General features: G+C 49.3%; 17 protein-coding genes and 1 riboswitch. Of the genes, 12 read left to right on the top strand and 5 right to left on the bottom strand.

Translation table 11 applies throughout. From position 1 onward, the window contains the following. Nucleotides 1–25: 25 nt before the first annotated feature. From EDC32_RS09380 to EDC32_RS09355, 6 genes are all read left to right on the top strand, one after another. Nucleotides 26–1,135, top strand: a complete 1,110-nt coding sequence (locus tag EDC32_RS09380) for a DegT/DnrJ/EryC1/StrS family aminotransferase (protein ID WP_102993624.1) — start codon at nt 26–28, stop codon at nt 1,133–1,135. Nucleotides 1,136–1,154: 19 nt separating this feature from the next. Beyond that, nucleotides 1,155–2,471: a nucleotide sugar dehydrogenase gene (locus tag EDC32_RS09375; RefSeq protein WP_132221697.1), complete on the top strand. Its 1,317-nt coding sequence runs from the start codon at nt 1,155–1,157 to the stop codon at nt 2,469–2,471. Nucleotides 2,472–2,484: 13 nt separating this feature from the next. Beyond that, nucleotides 2,485–3,231 carry an acyltransferase gene (locus EDC32_RS09370; protein WP_022737416.1) on the top strand — a complete coding sequence of 249 codons (747 nt, stop codon included), beginning with the start codon at nt 2,485–2,487 and terminating at the stop codon, nt 3,229–3,231. Nucleotides 3,232–3,254: 23 nt separating this feature from the next. Next, complete coding sequence (locus tag EDC32_RS09365; protein ID WP_022737417.1) at nt 3,255–4,721, top strand: lipopolysaccharide biosynthesis protein; 1,467 nt, start codon at nt 3,255–3,257, stop codon at nt 4,719–4,721. Between the two features lie 6 nt (nt 4,722–4,727). Next, nucleotides 4,728–6,122 carry an O-antigen ligase family protein gene (locus EDC32_RS09360; RefSeq protein WP_132221695.1) on the top strand — a complete coding sequence of 465 codons (1,395 nt, stop codon included), beginning with the start codon at nt 4,728–4,730 and terminating at the stop codon, nt 6,120–6,122. A 237-nt stretch (nt 6,123–6,359) separates the two neighbouring features. Then, nucleotides 6,360–7,487 carry a glycosyltransferase family 4 protein gene (locus EDC32_RS09355; protein WP_132221693.1) on the top strand — a complete coding sequence of 376 codons (1,128 nt, stop codon included), beginning with the start codon at nt 6,360–6,362 and terminating at the stop codon, nt 7,485–7,487. Nucleotides 7,488–7,546: 59 nt separating this feature from the next. On the opposite strand, the gene EDC32_RS09350 is transcribed toward EDC32_RS09355, so the two are convergent. Next, nucleotides 7,547–8,455, bottom strand: coding sequence for an LCP family glycopolymer transferase (locus EDC32_RS09350; protein WP_158283315.1), 909 nt, complete (start codon nt 8,453–8,455; stop codon nt 7,547–7,549). 270 nt (nt 8,456–8,725) lie between these two features. Here EDC32_RS09350 and EDC32_RS09345 point away from each other — a divergent pair, with 270 nt between their 5' ends. The 5 genes from EDC32_RS09345 (at nt 8,726) to EDC32_RS09325 (ending at nt 13,774) form a co-directional block, all read left to right on the top strand. After that, complete coding sequence (locus EDC32_RS09345; RefSeq protein ID WP_132221689.1) at nt 8,726–9,664, top strand: NAD-dependent epimerase/dehydratase family protein; 939 nt, start codon at nt 8,726–8,728, stop codon at nt 9,662–9,664. Nucleotides 9,665–9,884: 220 nt separating this feature from the next. Next, nucleotides 9,885–10,529 carry a sugar transferase gene (locus tag EDC32_RS09340; protein WP_022737422.1) on the top strand — a complete coding sequence of 215 codons (645 nt, stop codon included), beginning with the start codon at nt 9,885–9,887 and terminating at the stop codon, nt 10,527–10,529. A gap of 514 nt (nt 10,530–11,043) precedes the next feature. Beyond that, nucleotides 11,044–11,150, top strand: a riboswitch (SAM riboswitch). An 89-nt stretch (nt 11,151–11,239) separates the two neighbouring features. Beyond that, nucleotides 11,240–12,205 (top strand): methionine ABC transporter ATP-binding protein, encoded by a 966-nt coding sequence (locus tag EDC32_RS09335; protein WP_132221687.1) that lies wholly within the window; start codon nt 11,240–11,242, stop codon nt 12,203–12,205. Beyond that, the gene (locus EDC32_RS09330) at nt 12,199–12,855 is read left to right on the top strand and encodes a methionine ABC transporter permease (protein ID WP_022737425.1); all 657 of its coding nucleotides are present in this window, start codon (nt 12,199–12,201) and stop codon (nt 12,853–12,855) included. The genes EDC32_RS09335 and EDC32_RS09330 overlap by 7 nt, the downstream gene beginning before the upstream one ends. Nucleotides 12,856–12,982: 127 nt before the next feature. Beyond that, nucleotides 12,983–13,774, top strand: coding sequence for a MetQ/NlpA family ABC transporter substrate-binding protein (locus EDC32_RS09325; protein WP_132222042.1), 792 nt, complete (start codon nt 12,983–12,985; stop codon nt 13,772–13,774). Between the two features lie 91 nt (nt 13,775–13,865). On the opposite strand, the gene EDC32_RS09320 is transcribed toward EDC32_RS09325, so the two are convergent. The 4 genes from EDC32_RS09320 to EDC32_RS09305 all read right to left on the bottom strand — a co-directional run bounded on the left by EDC32_RS09320 (nt 13,866) and on the right by EDC32_RS09305 (nt 18,132). After that, nucleotides 13,866–14,495: a YigZ family protein gene (locus tag EDC32_RS09320; RefSeq protein WP_035952298.1), complete on the bottom strand. Its 630-nt coding sequence runs from the start codon at nt 14,493–14,495 to the stop codon at nt 13,866–13,868. Between the two features lie 100 nt (nt 14,496–14,595). Beyond that, nucleotides 14,596–15,630 carry an LCP family protein gene (locus tag EDC32_RS09315; RefSeq protein ID WP_132221685.1) on the bottom strand — a complete coding sequence of 345 codons (1,035 nt, stop codon included), beginning with the start codon at nt 15,628–15,630 and terminating at the stop codon, nt 14,596–14,598. Between the two features lie 170 nt (nt 15,631–15,800). Next, nucleotides 15,801–16,829: an LCP family protein gene (locus EDC32_RS09310; RefSeq protein ID WP_132221683.1), complete on the bottom strand. Its 1,029-nt coding sequence runs from the start codon at nt 16,827–16,829 to the stop codon at nt 15,801–15,803. Between the two features lie 205 nt (nt 16,830–17,034). Then, nucleotides 17,035–18,132, bottom strand: a complete 1,098-nt coding sequence (locus EDC32_RS09305; RefSeq protein ID WP_132221681.1) for an LCP family protein — start codon at nt 18,130–18,132, stop codon at nt 17,035–17,037. On the opposite strand from EDC32_RS09305, the gene EDC32_RS09300 reads away from it, so the two are divergent. Then, nucleotides 18,080–19,798, top strand: a complete 1,719-nt coding sequence (locus EDC32_RS09300; protein ID WP_158283314.1) for a S8 family peptidase — start codon at nt 18,080–18,082, stop codon at nt 19,796–19,798. The genes EDC32_RS09305 and EDC32_RS09300 overlap by 53 nt on opposite strands. The last annotated feature ends 283 nt before the right edge of the window (nt 19,799–20,081 follow it).

The following is a 20,081-nucleotide window of genomic DNA, read 5'->3' as shown; positions in this document are numbered from 1 at the left end:
TTACGAAACAAGGAGCATGATGATCATGAAAAAGATTCCTCTGTTGGACCTTAAAGCGCAAATGGCACCGATTCGCGAAGAGCTTTTGCAAGCGGTGGCCAAGGTGTTGGATAACGGGCAGTACATCATGGGGCCGGAAGTGAAGGCGTTCGAAGAAGAAGTGGCCCGTTATGTGGGAGTGAAACATGCCATCGGCGTGGCTAACGGAACAGATGCTCTGTTGTTGGCGCTGGACGCGGCGGGCGTGGGTGCTGGTGATGAAGTGATCACGACGCCATTCACCTTCTTCGCCACTGCGGAAGTGGTTTCCCAGCTGGGTGCGACCCCTGTATTTGTAGATATCGATGAGAAAACATACAACATTGATGTTAAACAAATCGAAGCGAAAATTACTGACAAGACAAAAGCGATCATTCCGGTGCACATCTTCGGTCAGCCAGCCAACATGGATGAGATTATGGCACTGGCTGAAGCGCACAACTTGTTCGTGCTGGAGGACTCAGCGCAAGCCTTGGGTTCGGAATACAAAGGACGCAAAATCGGAACGCTGGGCCATGCGGCTACCTATTCCTTCTTCCCAACCAAAAACCTGGGTGGCTACGGAGATGGCGGTATGGTTGTGACCAATGACGATGAACTGGCCCAAAAAATCCGCATCTTGCGCGTACATGGTAGCAACCCCAAATACTATCACAGCATGATTGGTTACAACAGCCGTTTGGATGAGATGCAAGCAGCTATGTTGCGGATCAAACTGCGCCACCTCGATGATTGGAACAACGGACGACGTGAGCGCGCGGCCCTGTACAATGAGTTGCTGAAAGATACTCCGCTCGTCACCCCGTATGCGGCTGAAGATCGTAAGCACATCTACCACCTGTATATCGTGCAAGCGGATGACCGTGATCAGTTGATGGCTTATCTGAAAGAAAAAGGCATCTCCACTGGCGTTTACTATCCGGTACCGCTTCATCAACAAGATGTGTATAAGCCATTGGGATATGAGAAAGGCAGCCTGCCAGTATCCGAATACATGTCCAACCGCACGTTTGCTTTGCCGTTGTACGCAGAGTTGGAAACAGAAACCATTCATATGATCGTTGATACCATTAAGGAATACTATGCAAACAACTAATGGGCAAAGGATGGAATGAATCGTGAGCGGAAAAACATTACTTACCAAAATCCAAGATAAAACGGCAGTCATCGGTGTAGTGGGCCTGGGTTACGTTGGCTTGCCGCTGGCCGTTGAGAAAGCAAAAGCGGGTTACAAAGTGATCGGCTTTGACATTTTGCCGAACCGCGTAGAACAAGTGAATCAAGGGATCAACTACATTGGTGACGTCGTTGACGAAGAGCTGAAAGAAATTGTGAATAACAGTCAGCTCCAAGCGACCACCGATTACTCCTTGATAGCGGATGTGGACGCGGTAGCCATCTGCGTGCCGACTCCGCTGGATAAATACCAACAACCCAACGTCTCTTATGTGGAATCTTCCGCAAAGAGCATCGCCAAATACCTGCATCCAAACATGCTGGTCGTGCTGGAGAGCACAACCTATCCAGGCACGACGGAAGAAATTGTGCAACCAATCTTGGAAGAGACAGGCCTGAAGGTGGGTCAAGATTTCTTCCTTGCGTACTCTCCAGAGCGCGTTGACCCAGGCAACAAAGTGTTCAACACCAAAAACACCCCCAAAGTGGTGGGTGGGGTTACGCCGGAGTGTACCAATGTGGCGGCTGCATTGTACCGCTCGGTGCTGGAAGGCGAAGTACATGTTGTGTCGAGCCCCAAAGTGGCGGAAATGGAAAAAATCCTGGAAAACACGTTCCGCAACATCAACATTGGATTGGCAAACGAAATGGCTATCTTGTGCAACAAAATGGGTATCGACATCTGGGAAGTGATCGACGCTGCCAAAACCAAGCCTTACGGTTTTATGGCGTTTTACCCGGGCCCTGGTTTGGGTGGGCACTGCATTCCGATCGACCCGTTCTATCTCACCTGGAAAGCGCGTGAATACAACTATCACACCCGCTTGATTGAAGTGGCTGGGGAGATTAACAACGAGATGCCCGATTTTGTTGTCGACCGCATCATGAAAATCCTCAACCGTTACGGCAAAGCATTGAACGGAGCCAAAGTAGCGGTGTTGGGCGTCGCTTACAAGAAAGACATCGATGATTACCGCGAATCGCCAGTGATGGAAATTGTAAAACTCCTGGAAAAATACAATGCTGATTTCGTCACGGTCGACCCGCACATCAAAAACTTCCGTGTGGACGGCAAAGAGTACGAAACGGTGCCATTGACTGATGAACTGCTCACTTCCGCAGACATTGTGCTGATCACCACCGACCACACAGCATTTGACTACGAAGCGATCGCAAGCAAAGCCAAAGTGATCTTCGACACTCGTAATGCGATGAAAGGTGTACAAAAAATCGAAGCGGATTACGAAAAACTATAAAGGCGGGTTTTTCATGAAAAATGTGGTGCATGAATCTGTGCGGATGGGGACAAACGTCTCCATCGGCTACTTTTCTGTTATTGAAGAAGGCGTAGTTTTAGGCGATAACGTGACGATTGGCAATAATGTGACCATTCATGCAGGAACTGTTATCGGATCGGACGTATTTATTTCAGATAACTGTGTATTGGGACGTTGGCCGAGACCAGCCAAATCATCCACAGTGAAAGTGGATGCCTCCTTGGCGCCGCTGACCATCGGGGACGGGACGACGATCGGGGCTAACACGGTGCTGTACCGCGGTAGCACGTTTGGTCGGGAAGTGATGATTGGCGACCAAGCATCGGTGCGAGAGAAATGCACCATCGGTGATTGCGTGGTAATCGGCCGGGGCGTGGCGGTGGAGAATCAAGTTGAGATCGGTTCGTTCACCAAAATTCAAACCAATGCATATATCACGGCATACACCACGCTGGAAGAGCGGGTGTTCATCGCACCGACTGTGACCACTACCAATGACAACTTCATGGGGCGCACCAAAGAGCGCTTCAAGTTTGTCCGGGGTCCGTTGGTCAAGCGCGGGGCGCGCGTGGGCGGCGGTTCGATCTTGTTGCCGGGGGTTACCGTCGCTGAAGAAAGTTTCATCGCGGCCGGAGCGCTGGTAAACAAAGACACGGAACCCAAAAAGCTGTACGTTGGCGTACCTGCCCGCGTGCTGCGTGATGTTCCGGATCGCGAACTGTTGGAAAATCAAGAGTAACACCGGTTAGAAGGTGTATGACGATGAAACAGCTCATTAAACGACTCTTCTCAGACTCTGCCGCGTTTGCTGTTGCAACGATGGGGAACAAGCTGGTTTCGGCCATGCTTGTCCCCTTTTATATCAAATATTTGACGAACGGACAGTTTGCTGATTGGGGCCAAACCAATACATTTACGCTGATTCTAACCTATTTGTGTGTGCTGGGGACGGATACGGCGATGGCCTTTTACTATTTTGACGCCAAGTCGGTGCAAGAGCGCAGAACGTATTTGTTCAACGCCATTGCTTTCAGTGTGACCATGTGTTTGATTTTTACGGCTTTTGCCTATTTTTTTGGTGCACCGTTAGCTGAAGTGGTATATGATCATAGTGGCGATTATACCTATTTATTGGCCGTGGCGTTTTTGGCGACGGTTGGCGCAATCATCATTCAACATTTGCTCGGTTACGCTCGCTATGCCGGTCGCGTATGGTTGTTCAATATTTTTAGCATGGCCTATGTGATTGGTTCCAATTTGCTGAGTCTTTATTTTGTGATCGTCCAAAAGGACGGTGTTATGGGGATTTTTTACGGACAGCTCGTCGGGCAGACGGCTGTGGCCGTGTTGCTTCTCATTATATTCCGCAAAGAGCTAGTATTAAAATTCTCCCGAAAGCACTTATCTGATCTGATCAAATACGGTGCCCCACTTTTGCCCACATTGATGGCATTCTGGGCGATGAGTTCCATTTCCAGACCCATGTTGTACCATATGTCTTCGATAAATGATGCAGCGATCTATGAAGCCATGATGCGGCTCGCAAGCATCATTGTACTGGTGACATCGCCATTTCAATTGGCTTGGCGTCCTTTTTCGATGTCGATCAAAGACAGAGAAGATGCGCCTCAGCTGTATGGTTTGGTCGGCAGAGGGCTCTTGGTAGTGGGAACATTGGCCGTCATGTTGCTCGCTTTTGTCATGGAACCGATATATCAATTGTTCACCACCGGAAAACCGGGACTTGGCAGTGGTTACCTCTATGTTTGGGCGCTGTCGTTGGGTACACTATTCAATGTGTTGCATACTGTTTTTGGTGTGGGGCTGTTGATCAAGAAGAAGACCAAAATCATCTCGCGGGGATTCATGATCGCGGCGGTGGTCTATGTGGTCGGCTGTTTGCTTTTGATCCCCCTGTTCCGGATTTGGGGAGCAGTCAGCATGACCGTCGTGGCATATCTGATTGTGATCATCTATGTCTACACACAAAACCAGAAAGAATATCCGGTTGATTTCCGTTTCCGCGCGATGTTAATATATTTGACGATTTTCTTGGCCGCCATGATTGGTGTGACTTGGGTGCAGAGCAATGAGTTGCCGAACGCGTGGGCGTATTATTTGATCGCGCTTGGCGTCACGGTGGCCGCGGTCTTTGCGACGGGATTATTTTCGGTTCGTTCATTCCGACAGATCGGCCGTTTATTGCCGAAATTGGGTGGGAAAGGGTGAAAAGAAGTGAGTGAAATGTTGATTCCGAGGCAAAAGCGATTAGACACCCTGTTTTATTTGATGATCGCTTTTGCGCTCTTGGGACCAACGCTGGGGATTCCTTTGACTGAAGGATTTAATTTAACATTCTTCCGCATCGCATATGTGTTGCTCGCCGGCGGGATTATCTTGCGGCTGGTGACGCAGAAGAATTTGGAAACATCTTATATGTATCCCGTCCGCTATTATGCGGCGTTTTTCGCCTTTTGGTTTGTGTACGGGCTCCTCTCCCTGTCTTGGGTGATGAGCATGGGGGCAGCGCTAAAGTATTTGTTCTACATGGCGTTTATGTTGCCGCTCACGCTGTCGTTTCCTTTTTTCCTGCAATCGGAAGAAAAGCTGTGGAAAGCGAAGCGGGTGTTGTTTTGGGTGTTTGCGGCGATTATTTTTTATGCCGTGTTTGAGTCAATTACGTTGATTCATTTGCCTCCCTCAGCTTTCTTTAAAACAACGTCTGCATCGGTTACGTCGGTGTTTACCAATCAAAATGACTTGGCTACCTGCATCACGCTGGGCTTGCCGTTTTTGACAACAGCTTTGTTTATGCTTGATCTGCAGAAAAAGCATAAATGGTTTATCTATATTACCGGTGTGTTGACGATCTATATATTGATCGCTACGGGTTCGCGCAGTAACACCGCGTTTGCTTTGCCGCTCGCTTCTTTGATGTTGATTATTGGACTGCCGTTTGCAGTTGAAAGGGAGAAGCTGACTAAGAAAAATATCGCCAAAGCTGTGGCCGCTATTGTGGCGGCGGTCATCTTGGCCAATGGCTTGAGCGCGATTTTCTTGTCAGAAGAAGCACGAAATGCGGCAAAAACGAAGCTGTCCAGCACACTTGGATTTTTGCAGGATATTAAGAACAGCGCTTGGCACGTGGAAGATGGAGATACGGGCATTGAAAAAATGGAGACGGGTGAAAGCGCGGGGGTTCGTAAATGGCTGTTGATCAACGGCTTTAAATTCTTGCAACAAAGCCATTACATGGGCATCGGAGCGGGCAATGTGGAGCCGTGGATGGCTAAATACGGCGTCAAGGTGAACAAAGTCAACCTGCACAACTGGTGGGGCGAGGTGTTGGTTAACTTTGGCGTGTTGATCTTTGTGCTCTATATGTCCCTCTATTTTTGGATGTTGTGGCGCTTGTGGAAGCTTGCCAACCGCAAGCATTCGCCATCGTTAAGCCCGATGTTGCGCTGGGCCGCGTACTCCACGATGGCCGCATTGACCGGATATTTCTTCGGTGGGATGGCGCCCAGTTCAGCCATTCATTTTACTCCGATGTGGATCACCTATGGGATAGGACTGGCTGTGATTGCGCTCGGGGAAGCGAAGAAAGCAGAAACGAAAGAATCCGTTTAGATCAGGCAGGAATCGGTTAAAGGTGCCTTTCTTCACAGAGAGGCACCTTTTTTGCATGAATGGGAAAGACCTGATAAATACTACATTTTATTGACATCCCGTCTGACCGAAAGTGACGAACTGAGGAAAAGATCATTGAGAACATATTCATTTGCAACGTTTTTTTGTACTATGTAATTTAGAGAAAAGAGATGGTTGATTCGTGGATATTGGCGTAAATGAAAGGAGTACCTTTTAGTGGCGGCAAAAGTAATGATATTCAGTTCGGTTCATCCATACGACGATTCGCGTATTTATCATAAACAAGCCAAGTCCCTCGCGGAGGAGGGATATCATGTGGAGTTGCATGCCGTGGCCGATTTTGAGGAGCGGCTGGAGCATGGTGTGCGGATTGTCGGCGTCAAGCGGGTGAATAAGAAGTGGAAGCGGCTTATGAACGGTTGGGTGCTTTATCGGCGGGCGCTGAAGAGCGGGGCCGATATCTTTCACTTCCATGATCCGGAGCTGTTGCCATGGGGCGTATTGATCGCCTGGCGGACAGGGTGTCCCGTCATTTATGACTCACATGAGGACTTGCCAAAACAAATCCATACCAAGCCATGGATTCCCGCAGGTGTGCGCGGACCTTTGTCCAAGCTCGTTCACAAGGTGGAAAAGGGGTTGGCCCGCAAGTTGTCGGCGGTGGTGACGGCGACGGAGTCCATTGCGCGCCAGTTTGCAAGTGCCAAACGGACGGAAGTGATTAAAAATTATCCGTTGCCGATGCCCGCCGTGGAGAAGGCGGAGGACGAGGGCAACAAGATTTTGTATGTGGGCGGGGTTTCTTATCTGCGCGGTTATCGTGAAATGATTGAGATGATGGATTACATCCCACCAGAATTGCAAGCGGAATTGCACATTATTGGTCCCCTGCAACATATTCGGCCGGAAGATCAGGACGAAGCAATGCTCAAAGAAAAGCGGGTTACCTTGCACGGACGTGTGCCCTTTGAGGATGTGAAGCAGTGGTTGGGCAAGGGCAAAGTGGGATTGGTGTGCCTGCATCCTATCGAGAACTATCGGGAATCCCTGCCGATTAAAATGTTTGAATACATGGCTGCCGGCTTGCCGCTGATCGCGACCGATTTTCCCATGTGGCGTGAGATTGTAGAGAAAAGCGGTTGCGGATTCACCGTTGACGCACTCAATCCGAAAGAGATGGCGGAGAAAGTGACAACCATTTTGAAGGACGAGCAATTGCGCAAGCAGATGAGTGAAGATGGCCGCAAGGCACATGAAGAAGTGTATAACTGGCATGTGGAAGAACGGAAACTATTGGCCCTGTATGCCGGATTGCTGGGTACGCAAACAGTCACATCAAGTTGAACGAAGCAAGGAACCCCTGTCTACGCATAGACGGGGGTTCCTTCTTGCTTACGCGCGTTTTACTGCCCGACGGGTTGCCAGTCGATGTGCTCTGCCAGTTGGCGGTGAATGCGCTGTTGTTCCTGTTTGCTCACTTGAAAATAGTACACGCCGTTAATTTTGGTGTTTTTCCCATTGATTTCGCAGGAGCGGAATTGCTCTGAGGGCAGATTGGCGTAAAGTCGTTGCAACTTCAGGATGTGAACCGGGGTAATGTCTGTTTTGACATTGGTGCTGAGGTGTTCCAAGACATCAGCCAACTGAGTGAGGGAATGGAGGGAAGTGCTTTGATGGATGATGCCGCGAATCAGCTCCTGTTGCCGTTTCATCCTGCCAAAGTCTCCACGGGGGTCACTTTTGCGCATGCGGGCGAAGGCGAGGGACTGATCCCCATTCAATCGCATGATTCCCTGCTTGAACTGGTGTCCGCCAAAGCGAAACGACATGGGGACTTTCACTTCAACGCCTCCCAATTTATTCACGATGTCTTTCAGCCCTTGCATGTTTACCTTGACGTAGCCATCTATCGGTATATGGAGAAACTGCTCCACTGTTTTCCTTGTCAAGTCAATGCCACCGTAGGCGTAACTGTGGTTGATTTTGTCCCGTTTGATCCTTCCAGGGATGTCCACCAGCGTGTCGCGGGGGATGTGGGTTAGCATGATGTTTTTTTGATGAGGGTTGATCGTAGCCACAATGATTGAATCGGCTCGTCCTTGATCCCCCCGGCGTTCATCCACCCCCACAAGCAACAGGGCAACAGGATCTTTGGCGATGTCCACCGCATGGGAACGCAACGCCGATTTGGACAAGGAAGTTGGTTCATACACCCGTTCCGCTGCCGACCAGATGTGGTAACCAAAGTACACGACGCCCCCCATGATTGCCAGCAGTAAAGTGCAAAGCAAGCGCAACAACCATCGTATCACAAGGACGCCCCTTCCGTTTCCAACATTTGGATAGGTATCATTATATGATGTTTCATACATTTGTTCAAATATGTTGCGGCTTAACTTGATAAGATAGGCATAAGGGGCATCTTCATGGCGGAGATCAGAGGAATCCGCTTGGCTTGATTTAGCTTTTTGCAAGCGCTTGACGACCAAATCCGCCACCGCCTCTTTTGCTTTGCAGAATGGATTCGCAGTAGGTTCAAAAAGAAAACAAGTCATCGCGTCTATGAGAGAGGGGTTCATCCAATGAAAGTGTTAGTGACCGGCGGGGCCGGGTTTATTGGCTCCCATATTGTCGATCAGTTGATTGCGCGCGGAGATCAGGTAGTGATTGTGGACAATCTTTCTTCCGGAAAAGAGAGTCAAGTCAACCCGGATGCCGTCTTTTACAACGTAGATATTACCAGTCCTGATTTGCATGCAGTAATGGAGCAGGAGCGGCCTGAGGTGGTTATTCACCAAGCGGCGCAAATCCATGTGAATACCTCTGTGGACAATCCGTCTCTGGATGCCAACATCAATATCTTAGGCTCCATCAATTTGTTGGAGGGTTGCCGTAAGGCTGGTGTAAAGAAAGTGGTCTACGCTTCTTCGGCCGCAGTGTACGGCACGCCTGCTTACCTTCCTGTGGATGAGCGCCATCCGATCGGCCCCTTGTCCGGATATGGCGTTTCCAAATATACGGTGGAGCATTACCTGTCGGTGTACCATCATCTGTACGGCTTGAATTACACCGTTTTGCGCTATGCCAATGTTTACGGTTTGCGCCAAGATCCGCGTGGTGAGGGGGGCGTGATCTCCATCTTCATCGACAAGGTGCTGGGCCGTGAACCGCTTACCATCTTTGGTGATGGTGAGCAGACCCGTGACTACATTTATGTCGAGGATATCGCTCGAGCCAACCTCAGTGCGATTGAGCGCGGGGACGGCGAAGTGTTAAATGTGGGAACTGGGGTTAGCACGTCTTTAAATGAAGTGGTTCGCCTCTTTGATGAAATCGCAGGTGTGAAGCATGAGGTGAACTACGGTCCGGATCGGGCGGGAGACATCAAGCACAGCTATTTTAATAATGAAAAAGTGCGTCGGGTGCTCGATTGGGAGCCGCGAGTGAGCCTCAGGGAAGGATTGGCCAAAACTTACGCATATTACCAAGAGGAATATCGTAAAATGGGCAAGGAACAGTAAACACTAATAACGAACCCGCACACCCCATGCTTGAAAGAACGGGCCATGAAGATTTCATTTTTCACAATTCGGCTATTGTCAACGTGGAAAGATTACAGTATACTTGGTAACAGTAATCGGTTTGAAACATTGCTGTAATGTTACTGTCATTTTTGTAAAGTTAGTCGATAGCCGAAAATAATTGTGATTTGATACTATACACAGCAGGAGTGGTTTGCGGATGAGTTCAAAAGTAGCCTACGAGAGCAATTCGCGCGCATTCTCCGGAGAAATGAAAACACCCGCCTCTTTCTATTTGGCATTTAAGCGCGGGTTTGAAATCGTATTTTCCATTGGGTTATTGCTCTTCACTCTACCGGTGCTGATTTTGACGGCAATCGCGATCAAATTGGAATCACCAGGTCCCATCTTCTACAAACAGGAGCGGGTCGGTTTAAACGGCAAAACGTTTAACATCTTCAAATTGCGCTCGATGCGTACGGATGCAGAGAAAAACGGTCCGCAGTGGGCTGCCAAGAATGATCCGCGCGTCACTCGTGTAGGCCAGTTCATCCGCAAAACCCGGATTGACGAACTGCCGCAGTTGATCAACATCCTGCGCGGGGATATGAGTTTGATCGGCCCGCGTCCGGAGCGACCGATGTTCACGGAGCAATTTGACAAAGAGATTCCGGGATTTAAGAAACGGTTGATGGTGAAACCGGGATTGACAGGTTGGGCTCAGGTGAACGGTGGATATGAGGCGACCCCTGCTGAAAAGTTGGAACTGGACTTGGAGTACATCAGAAATCAATCGTTCAAGATGGATTTTCACATTTTGCTCAAAACCGTTTGGATCGTGATCTCCGGAAATGGGGCGCGCTAATGAGAAAACGGGTGGCTTTTGCTAAATCAAAGCAAAAGCCACCCGTTTTTATATACCCATCAGCCTGGTTTTCCAGGGTGTAATCAGTTTGTTAATGGTGCGCCAACGATGTTGCCTCATTTAGAAAATCAACTTTAGGCCGAAGTACAAGAGAAGCCACAATGGGATACTTAAACATGTCGCGTTCAACACACCAAACCAAAACGATTTTCCGACAACCGTGTATTCCATGTTGGGCACCTCCAGCAGTTCAATTTGAGGATCTGTCTTTATTATACGCCAGCGGCCCCTGATTTAGTGGGGAGTAGCCGTATTGTTATCTAAATGTAATCTCGTGGTAAAAATGTGATAAATGTGTGAACCGAAAACGTTTCCTGTAACATTGGAAGGGGATATCGCTCCCGTGTGGATGGTTAAGATTTTCCAGTCATAAATAACGATTGACATAATGTCTTTTATTGTGATAATTTATAACTCAATAGTTGATATGTTAATAATTGAATACAGCAACATTCTCTTATCAAGAGAGGGGTAGGGACCAGGCCCGTTGAACCCTCGGCAACCATCTGACAACCATCAGAAAGGTGCCAATTCCTGCAGATTCGTTCTGACAGATGAGAGAAAGGTGTGTCAATAATAGACGTATCCCTTCTTGCCATCTTCAGAGCAGAGGGATTTTTTTATTGCATAATAAAGGTGGTGAAACCTCAATGATTCAGATTAAAGAAGTCATCAAAACCTATCCGGCGCGCGATGGGGGCTCGGTCGTGACTGCGCTGGACGGGGTGACGTTGACGATCAACCGAGGTGACATCTTCGGCATCGTAGGTTATAGCGGTGCGGGCAAATCGACACTGTTGCGGCTGATCAACGGGCTGGAGATGCCGACAAAGGGTGAAGTCATCGTGGATGGGAAAGAAATTTCCCGTCTGAAAGAGAGAGAATTGCGCCAGGCACGGCAGAAGATCGGCATGATCTTTCAGCACTTTCATTTGCTTTGGTCGCGAACGGTTCGCGAAAATGTGGCTTTTCCGCTAGAAGTGGCAGGGTTGCCGAAAGAGCAGATTCGCAAGCGAGTCGATCAGCTTTTGGAGCGGGTAGGACTAGCTGAACGTGCTGACGCTTACCCTTCCCAGTTGAGCGGAGGACAAAAACAGCGGGTCGGCATTGCACGGGCTTTGGCCAATGAGCCGGATATCCTTTTGTGCGATGAAGCGACATCAGCGCTAGATCCAGAAACCACGGCATCCATTTTGCAACTGCTCAAGGAGATTCATCGGGAGATGGGGATCACCTTGGTATTAATCACGCATGAAATGAGTGTGGTACGGCAGATTTGCAACAAGATGGCAGTGATGGAAAACGGCCGGGTCGTGGAAACGGGCATGGTCTCCTCCATCTTTAGCCAACCACAACAGGCGTTGACCAAACAGTTTGTCAAAGAGCTGCAGCCTAGTATCCAAGACGATGACACATCAGGGGAAGTGGTTGAATTGCCGCTTGCTGATGCAGATAAGTTGGTGACATTGGCTAAAAAGCATGGAATTCGGTTCAGTGTTGTCAGCGGAGCCATTGCGGGAGAACAGGATGACCGCTTGCGCGTCAGAGTTGATGGGACAGAGGAGCAAGTGCTGGCCGTGCGCCAAGTGTTGAATGGAGGTGAACGGGCATGTTGACCGGCATTGATTGGAATCAAGTGTCCGTCGCGCTGGGGGAAACCTTGTATATGGTGAGCATATCCACTTTGTTCACCGCGCTTCTGGGAATTCCTCTGGGTGTGATGCTTACCGTCTCGGATCGCGGTTATTTTTGGGAGAATGTATGGGTGCAACGAACATTGGGCACGATTGTGAATATCTTCCGCGCTGTACCGTTTATTGTCCTTGTCCTTTTCTTATTTCCTGTCGCGGAGTTTTTGGTGGGAACCACGCTCGGACCCACAGCAGCAACTGTGCCTTTGATCGCTGGTGCGGCACCGTTTTACGCCAGAATGGTGGAGACCGCTTTAAGGGAAATTGACCGTGGGGTGATTGAAGCGGCGCAAGCGATGGGGACTTCCCGTTTGCACATTATCTGGAAAGTGCTGTTGCCAGAAGCGATGCCGGCCATTGTCTCCGGATTAACCGTCACTTGCGTATCCTTGATCAGCTTTTCGGCGATGGCAGGGATTGTTGGCGGAGGTGGTTTGGGAGATGCTGCGTTTAGGTACGGTTTCCAATCGTTCAATGATGGCATGTTGTATATTTGCGGCTTGCTGTTGGTTGTGATGGTACAGCTCATTCAAATGGTAGGGGATTGGTTGGTTCGTCGGTTGGACAAACGGTGAATGGAGGGTAAGAGCCGGAATTGAAGCGGGAATTCCCCGTGTCAGGGCAAATAGACGTGACATAATCCGTCTAATCCGATCGATTTTATTAAATAAGTTGATGCATGGGAGGATGGCAATGATGAAAATGAAAAGATGGATTGCGGCAGGTTTGGTCGCATTGGTGGCCGCGTTTGGCGTGGGTTGCGGAAAGAAAGATGAATCAGCAGTGTTGACGGTGGGGGCGTCGCCCATTCCACATGAGGAAATTCTGAAGTTTGTTCAGCCGGAATTGGAAAAGCAGGGAGTGGAGTTGAAGATCCAAGCGTTCCAAGATTATGTGTTGCCGAATAAAAGTGTGGAAGAAGGGCAGATCGACGCCAATTTCTTTCAACACATTCCTTGGATGGAAGCCACCAACAAAGAAAAAGGGTATCACTTGGTGAAAGTGGCTGGGGTTCACATTGAGCCGATGGGGGCGTATTCCAACAAAATCAAAAACATCAGTGAACTGAAAAACGGAGCCACAGTCGCTCTGCCTAACGCAACCAGTGAAATCACACGTGTTTTGCTGCTGTTGGATCAAAACAATTTGATTAAGCTGGACAACCGTCAAGGTGACAAAACGCTGAAAAACATCAAAGAAAATCCAAAAAACCTGCAATTTAAGCTGCTGGAAGCTGCGACGTTGCCACGTATGCTGGATCAAGTCGATTTCGCAGTGATCAACACCAATTATGCCTTGCAAGCAAAACTGAATCCGTTGAAAGATGCTCTGTTTATTGAAGGAAAAGATTCTCCGTACGTCAACGTATTGGCCGTGAAAAAAGGCAATGAAAATGATCCACGCGTTCAAAAATTGGTGAAGGTACTCACTTCGCAAAAGGTAAAAGACTTTATCCTCAAAAAGTATAACGGGTCTGTCGTGCCGGCGTTTTAAAGTTGCAAGAGCCACACCCCATTTACAGGGTGTGGCTCTTCATTGTTTAATCAGTAGCGGAAGCCGCGATGATGTTCCCATCTAGATGCCTTTAAAGGGGCACATCTTTATATTCGGCTTCACCGAGCGATAGCACCGCCTGGCCGTGGGTCCAGTTGGTTACTTGCTCAATCAGTTTTTGTTCTTCGCCCAGTGGTGTCCAAACGGCCCAACTCACTTTGTCGGCAAAGGACGGCGTCTCCAATAGATAACCGGTTCGATGCAATTCATGTTCCATTTTGCCCATGAAAGAATAATCAAATGTGATTATCACTTGTTGATGCATCATCCGTTTGACGAGCCCAGCCGCTTCAATCGCCGCCGCGGCTCCTTGGCTGTAAGCGCGCACCAATCCGCCTGCGCCCAGCTTGATTCCACCAAAATAGCGGGTGACGACGACGGCAGTGTACAGACACTGCTTGGCGTGGATCACTTCAAGGATAGGCCTTCCCGCCGTTCCGGCAGGCTCTCCGTCATCGGAGGATTTCTGCGTGGTTTCGGTGATGTGATAAGCGTAGCAATTATGGGTCGCATCCCAATGCTTTTTGGAGATTTCCTGTACGAATTGGACGGCTTCCGCTTCAGTTGCCACATGTTTAGCACGGCAAATGAAGCGAGATTTTTGGATGATAATTTCTGTTTCCCCATAAGGGGCTATGGTTAGATAGCTGTCTGGTTTCATCGTTCGTTTCACACCCTTCCACCTTATTATAGGGGAATTGGGCATAGAGGCCAAAGAGAAAGCGATGGTTCCGGGATGGCCGGCCATCGCTTTCTTTTTATCAACGATTAGCAGGGGATTCGATCTCTTCCCCTTCGGTCTTATTAATCATGTCATCATCAGGCTTGTACTCCAATTGTTGATGCAGAATTTGGCTAAGCCGTTGAATTTCCGTTTTGGGAATGATGACGACCGAACCGGAGCGGGCATACATTTTAGGATAGGCTTCAAAGGTGACGGTTTCAATTCTTTCTTTGGGAATTTGCTGATATGTTTTAATCAGAGAAGGGATCTCTTTGAAATGGAAGCTATGGTCAAAGTTATTACCCACGGCCTTGGTAACTTGGTTGAACTTGGTAACTCCGTCGATGCTGGTCATTTTGTCAATTAGTTGCGAGATAACCTCCCGTTGGCGTTCATTACGGGCAAAATCCCCTTCAGCAAATGATTTACGGTTGCGCACATAGGCTAAGGCTTCAGGGCCGTTCAAATGGCGCGGTCCTGGTTCAAAAACAATCATTTTTCCGCCGATCGCACGTTGTTTGAATGGCTTTTTCACATTGACATCAACGCCGCCTAAAGCATCAACAAGATCTTCAAAGCCTTTGAAGTTTACTTTAGCATAATAATCAATGGGAACATGGAAAATGTTTTCTATCGTTTGTCTGATATTTTCTACTTCGCCGATCCCTTTCATCCGACCGTAAGCTGCGGCGGCGTTAATTTTCGTTCTTACATTCGTATTAGCGATCTTGACATAGAAATCCCGGGGAATACTAATTAATTTGATGGAATTGGTTTTAGGGTTGACAGCGGCCAAGATCAAGACATCGGAACGCCAATTGTTAGGGTCGGTGCTACGCTGGTCCGTACCGATCAACAACACAGTGAAGGGGTCTTTTTCCTCGAGGACCACTTTTTCCGTCCGCCAAGTGGATTTTTTTAATGATTTTCCGGTTTTGGCGAAGACGCCCCAGAGTTGGGTGCCAAAATATATTCCGACACCGACCACAATAAGCAGAAGAAGGATGGCGATGCGCTGAATTAGGCGCTTGCGGTTGTTGTGGGGAGGTGTTGTTTGTTTATCAAATGACATTGTCTGCTCCTTACATGAATGAATTAGTCTTGGTAACTTTAGTATTTAGATTTTATATATAAAAATGCATACTGAGAATTTAGATACGGGGAAAGATTATAACTCGATTATAGTAAAATTCTTTACAGGCGCAATGGACAGGGCGTTGAAGAAATTTGACATTCTTGTGATTAATTTGTTGCATCAGATGCGAGGTTATCATCGGTTTGGTCGAGCCATTCCGCTTTCGGTTGATATTCCAATTGTTGCTGGAGCAATTTGCGGATTCGCTTCTTTTCAGACTGTGGGATGTCAAGCATATCCGCGCCACCAACTTTGATGTCGACCACTTTGATGTGGATGCTACGGATGTTTTGTTTGGGTATCTCACGATACACTTTGATCAAGGCGGGGATATCGTCCAACCGAAACCCATGTTGGAAGTTATTGCCGAGCGCGGATGTGATCTTTGAAAATTGACTGATGCCATCAAAACTGACCAATTTGTCCAGCAACAGGCCGATGACTTCTTGCTGACGTTCATTGCGGGCAAAATCCCCTCCGGCGACATCTTTGCGATTGCGTACATAGGCGAGGGCCTGTTTGCCATTTAAGTGCATCATTCCCGGCCGGAAGACCGCTTTGCCTCCACCGATCATCGCTTGTGAGAAAGATTGCTTCACGTTGACATCGATTCCACCTAAGGAGTCGACAATGTCTTCAAACCCTTGAAAATTGATCATCGCATAATAATCGACGGGAATGTGAAGCAGATTTTGCACAGCCTCCCGCGTGTTTTCGACCACACCCACCCCCGATTGCCTACCGTAGAAGGGGGCGGCGTTGATGCGTGTTTTCACACCATTGGAATTGGGGATGGTCATATAGACGTCCCGGGGAATGCTAACCAACAGGATCGATTGTGTCTTCGGATTGATCGCGGCCAGCATCAGCACATCAGTCCGAAAATCATTGGGCCGGGTAGTGCGTTGATCGGTGCCGATCAATAAGACGGTAAACGGGTCTTCTTTGATTTTTACTTCTTGGTCCCGCAAGGCTGAGGTATCCAAGCGATTGCTGCTGTCGGCCAAGGCGCCCCACAGCAGGGATCCATAGTAAATGCCGAAGCCCAACACCAACAGGATGACTGTTACGGTCAAATATTTGAACCATTTTTTGCGCCGTTTGCGCAGGGCGCGGCGCTGATCCACTTTGTTCATGGCACATACCTCTCTTTGCGGTATTTGCTGAAGCCGGGGGTTTTTCGGATGTGATAAAAGAAGGCGGAATATTGCGCCTAATCTGCCGGGATTAAAAGCCTTTGTATCGTTATCATTCCCTTTGTTTTGTAGTTTGTAAACGTGCTTCGTCTATTTGTGTTGCTGTCCGCATATGGATGGAAAAGAAAAGGGAGTGATGGCCTCCCTAGTTGCCATCGCTCCCGCTGTCTGTTGTGCCGTCAACGTCACTGTTCTCATTATTCAATTGCCCTTCTTTGGGCTTGTACTCCAATTGCGTTTGCAGTAGTTGTCTGATCCGTTGTTTCTCTTCTTCAGGAATGCGCAACACTGCGCCGGAACCAGGGACTTTATCGTCAAATACTTTTATTTGTATGGTTTCGATGTTCTGTTTCGGAATCCCTTGGTAAATCTTCACCAGAGCTGGGAAATCGGTGATATCAAAGCTGTATTCAAAGTTTTTGCCAACCGCTTTCGACACTTCGCTAAACTTGGTTACCCCGTCGAAACTGGCCAGTTTGTCGATCAGTTGGGCGACGACTTCCCGTTGCCGTTCATTGCGCCCCAGATCGCCCCGGGGGTCTTCATGCCGTTCCCGCACGTAAGCCAGTGCTTTTTTTCCATTGAGGTTGTAAGTGTTTCCTGGATAGAACTTGGCGTAGCCTCCACCGATCATCGCTTGGGTGAATTTGAACTTGGGAGTCACTTGAATGCCGCCTAATGCATCCACAATGTCTTCAAACCCTTGGAAATTGATGCGTGCGTAGTAGTCGATTGGCACATGAAGCAATTCTTCCAGGGTTTTGCGAACGTTTTCCACATCGCCCACACCGGATTGGCGACCATAGTATGCAGCCGCGTTGATTTTCGTTTTTACACCACCGGAGTTGGGGATGGTGATATAGGTGTCGCGTGGAACGCTTACGACTTTAGCCGTTTTGGTTTTGGGATTGATGGCAGCCACGATCATGACATCAGCCCGCCAATCATTGGGACGTGTCGTCCGCTGGTCGGTTCCGAGCAAAAGCACAGTGAATGGTTCGTTTTTGATTTCGACTTCTTTTTCGCGCAGGTCGGACTTTTTGAGATCTTTGCCACCGTTGGCGAATACGCCCCAAATTTGCGAACCAAAGTACAGCCCGAATCCTAACACGAGGACAGTGACGATGGAAATGATACGGAATGTCCATTTTTTGCGCCGTTTTTGTTTGACACGGTCAATGGTGAGAGCGATGACATTTGTCCGAATGCTTGCGAGATCGATCTTTGCGATTGTATTTGTCATGGGCTCTGTTTCATCTGACGGATCAGAACGGGCGCGGGAGCAGGCAGGTCAGCCAGAGCCGTTGCCAGCGCAAGAACCCGATGCGTTTCGGCTTCCGTTTCTGGAGCAGATTAAAGCGCCGGAGGCATGGCAAGCGTTCATGCGGCGAAGTGATTCGTTGGGGACGGACCCGCTGGTGGTAGCGGTCGTGGACACAGGAGTCGACTTGCAGCATCCCCTGTTGCAACCCTATTTGGTACCTGGAGTTAATCTTCGTTTTCCCGATGAACCACCTCACGACCGGATGGGTCATGGAACGAAAGTGGCAGGAGTCATCGCTTCCGTGTGGGGAGCGGGGCAATGGCGAACGCCCATGGGGCAAGGTCGGATCATGCCGGTCAAAGTGATGGAAGATGGCAATGATGGCCAAATGAGCCGCACCATTGCCGGCATCCGAGAGGCGATCTCACGTAAGGCCCGAATTATCGTGTTGGCTCAAGGAAGTTGGCGTCACCACCCAGCGTTGGCAGAGGCTGTCGCCGAGGCGGAGCGGAAAGGTGTGTTGATCGTAGCGGCGGTGGGCAACGCCAAGTATGATGAACAGGGGCGCTTGGCATTTGATCACCCGTTGTACTTTCCAGCGGCTTATCCCACCGTGCTAGCGGTAGGGGCCGTTACCCAGGACGGCCGGCACGACCCCACGTCCAATTGGGGGCCGGGAATTGATTTGGTCGCACCGGGGGAAAATATTCGCTTGACACCTGAAGAAAATCCGCTCATGCAGAATGGAACCTCATTTGCTGCTCCGCAAGTGGCTGCTGTCGCCGCCTTGGTATGGCAATTGCATCCCGAATACACACCGGCAGAGGTGAGGCGGCACTTGATGCAGACCGCCCGCCGGCCTACTTCTTCCGCTTGGCGTTGGGATGAGCAGATGGGCTACGGGCAGGTAGATGCCGCTCAAGCGATTCGCGGGACATTGCATCCAGATCCCTATGAGCCAAATGACCGCAAGGAGGAAGCTAAGCCCATCGCGAGTGGCTTAGAAGTGTACGGAGTGAGCCGGCGCGGCGATCCGGACCTATTTGAGCAACAAATCCATCAAAAAGGATGGTTGGAACTGCAAGTGTCTGTGCAAGGGCCTGCTCCCGAGTTGTTGCTAGAAGCGTATGATGAGCGGGGGCGTACGCTCTGCCGCACGCGAATCTCAAGGCAAGGAAACGTGCGATTTCCGGTGGAAGTGGGCCATGTGCAGCTCAGAGTGGAAGGGCTGGATAAAAGGGAGGCGCATTATCGCTTGACCAGCCAAGATCTCCTCGGCCCCGATGCGATGGAGCCCAACGATGATGCCGACCAAGCAGCGGTAATTTCTGTCAGACCGGGAATTCAAATCATTGAGGGTACCATGGATCGGCATAACGACCGGGATTGGTTGGAATTGCGGATCGCCGAGCCAGGTCGACTCACACTCGAAGTGCGGCCTTTGACTCCGCGGTTCGACCCCGTGTTGCAACATCCTTTTGCGGGGCGTATAGATGTGCAAGAAGACCAGGGAGACGAAGGGGAGCAGGAAGAAATTCGGGTTCGGGTGGGTCCGGGAAGATACCGGATTTGCATTAGCGATTACGATGGCAATATAGCGGATCGTCCCTACCATGTGGTGATCCGGTACACGCCACAAAAATAAAAAAGATTAATAGGTCGCTCAACCGCAGGTCGTGATGCCGCTTGCCCGGCACCATGAACATGGCCTGTATACACCTTGCTCGGGAAGGGGCGACGTGATGCATATAAAAGTGTTGTTTTCCCATAGATCTTAGTTGTAATTGCAGGGTCTTTAGGTTATTCTATTGATGATGTAGAACTCGTCTCCTTATAACCAGATGAAGATGAAGGCAGAAGACTTGCTCCACAAAGTCTCGAGGATGTTATCAAAAGGAGAACACAGCACCTTTCCTCGATGGAAAGGG

The organism is Laceyella sacchari (assembly GCF_004343255.1).
Taxonomy (GTDB): Bacteria; Bacillota; Bacilli; order Thermoactinomycetales; family Thermoactinomycetaceae; genus Laceyella; species Laceyella sacchari.
The sequence above is the reverse complement of the archived record's forward strand: the minus strand, read 5'-3'. Positions and strand labels throughout refer to the sequence as shown.

Excerpts from the sequence above, each read along its gene's own strand:
- EDC32_RS09330 (WP_022737425.1), top strand. The coding sequence starts at position 12,199 with ATGTTGACCGGCATTGATTGGAATCAAGTGTCCGTCGCGCTGGGGGAA.
- EDC32_RS09380 (WP_102993624.1), top strand. The coding sequence starts at position 26 with ATGAAAAAGATTCCTCTGTTGGACCTTAAAGCGCAAATGGCACCGATT.
- EDC32_RS09315 (WP_132221685.1), bottom strand. The coding sequence starts at position 15,630 with ATGTCATTTGATAAACAAACAACACCTCCCCACAACAACCGCAAGCGC.
- EDC32_RS09305 (WP_132221681.1), bottom strand. The coding sequence starts at position 18,132 with ATGACAAATACAATCGCAAAGATCGATCTCGCAAGCATTCGGACAAAT.
- EDC32_RS09310 (WP_132221683.1), bottom strand. The coding sequence starts at position 16,829 with ATGAACAAAGTGGATCAGCGCCGCGCCCTGCGCAAACGGCGCAAAAAA.
- EDC32_RS09370 (WP_022737416.1), top strand. The coding sequence starts at position 2,485 with ATGAAAAATGTGGTGCATGAATCTGTGCGGATGGGGACAAACGTCTCC.
- EDC32_RS09335 (WP_132221687.1), top strand. The coding sequence starts at position 11,240 with ATGATTCAGATTAAAGAAGTCATCAAAACCTATCCGGCGCGCGATGGG.
- EDC32_RS09300 (WP_158283314.1), top strand. The coding sequence starts at position 18,080 with ATGACATTTGTCCGAATGCTTGCGAGATCGATCTTTGCGATTGTATTT.
- EDC32_RS09340 (WP_022737422.1), top strand. The coding sequence starts at position 9,885 with ATGAGTTCAAAAGTAGCCTACGAGAGCAATTCGCGCGCATTCTCCGGA.
- EDC32_RS09325 (WP_132222042.1), top strand. The coding sequence starts at position 12,983 with ATGAAAAGATGGATTGCGGCAGGTTTGGTCGCATTGGTGGCCGCGTTT.
- EDC32_RS09365 (WP_022737417.1), top strand. The coding sequence starts at position 3,255 with ATGAAACAGCTCATTAAACGACTCTTCTCAGACTCTGCCGCGTTTGCT.
- EDC32_RS09320 (WP_035952298.1), bottom strand. The coding sequence starts at position 14,495 with ATGAAACCAGACAGCTATCTAACCATAGCCCCTTATGGGGAAACAGAA.
- EDC32_RS09345 (WP_132221689.1), top strand. The coding sequence starts at position 8,726 with ATGAAAGTGTTAGTGACCGGCGGGGCCGGGTTTATTGGCTCCCATATT.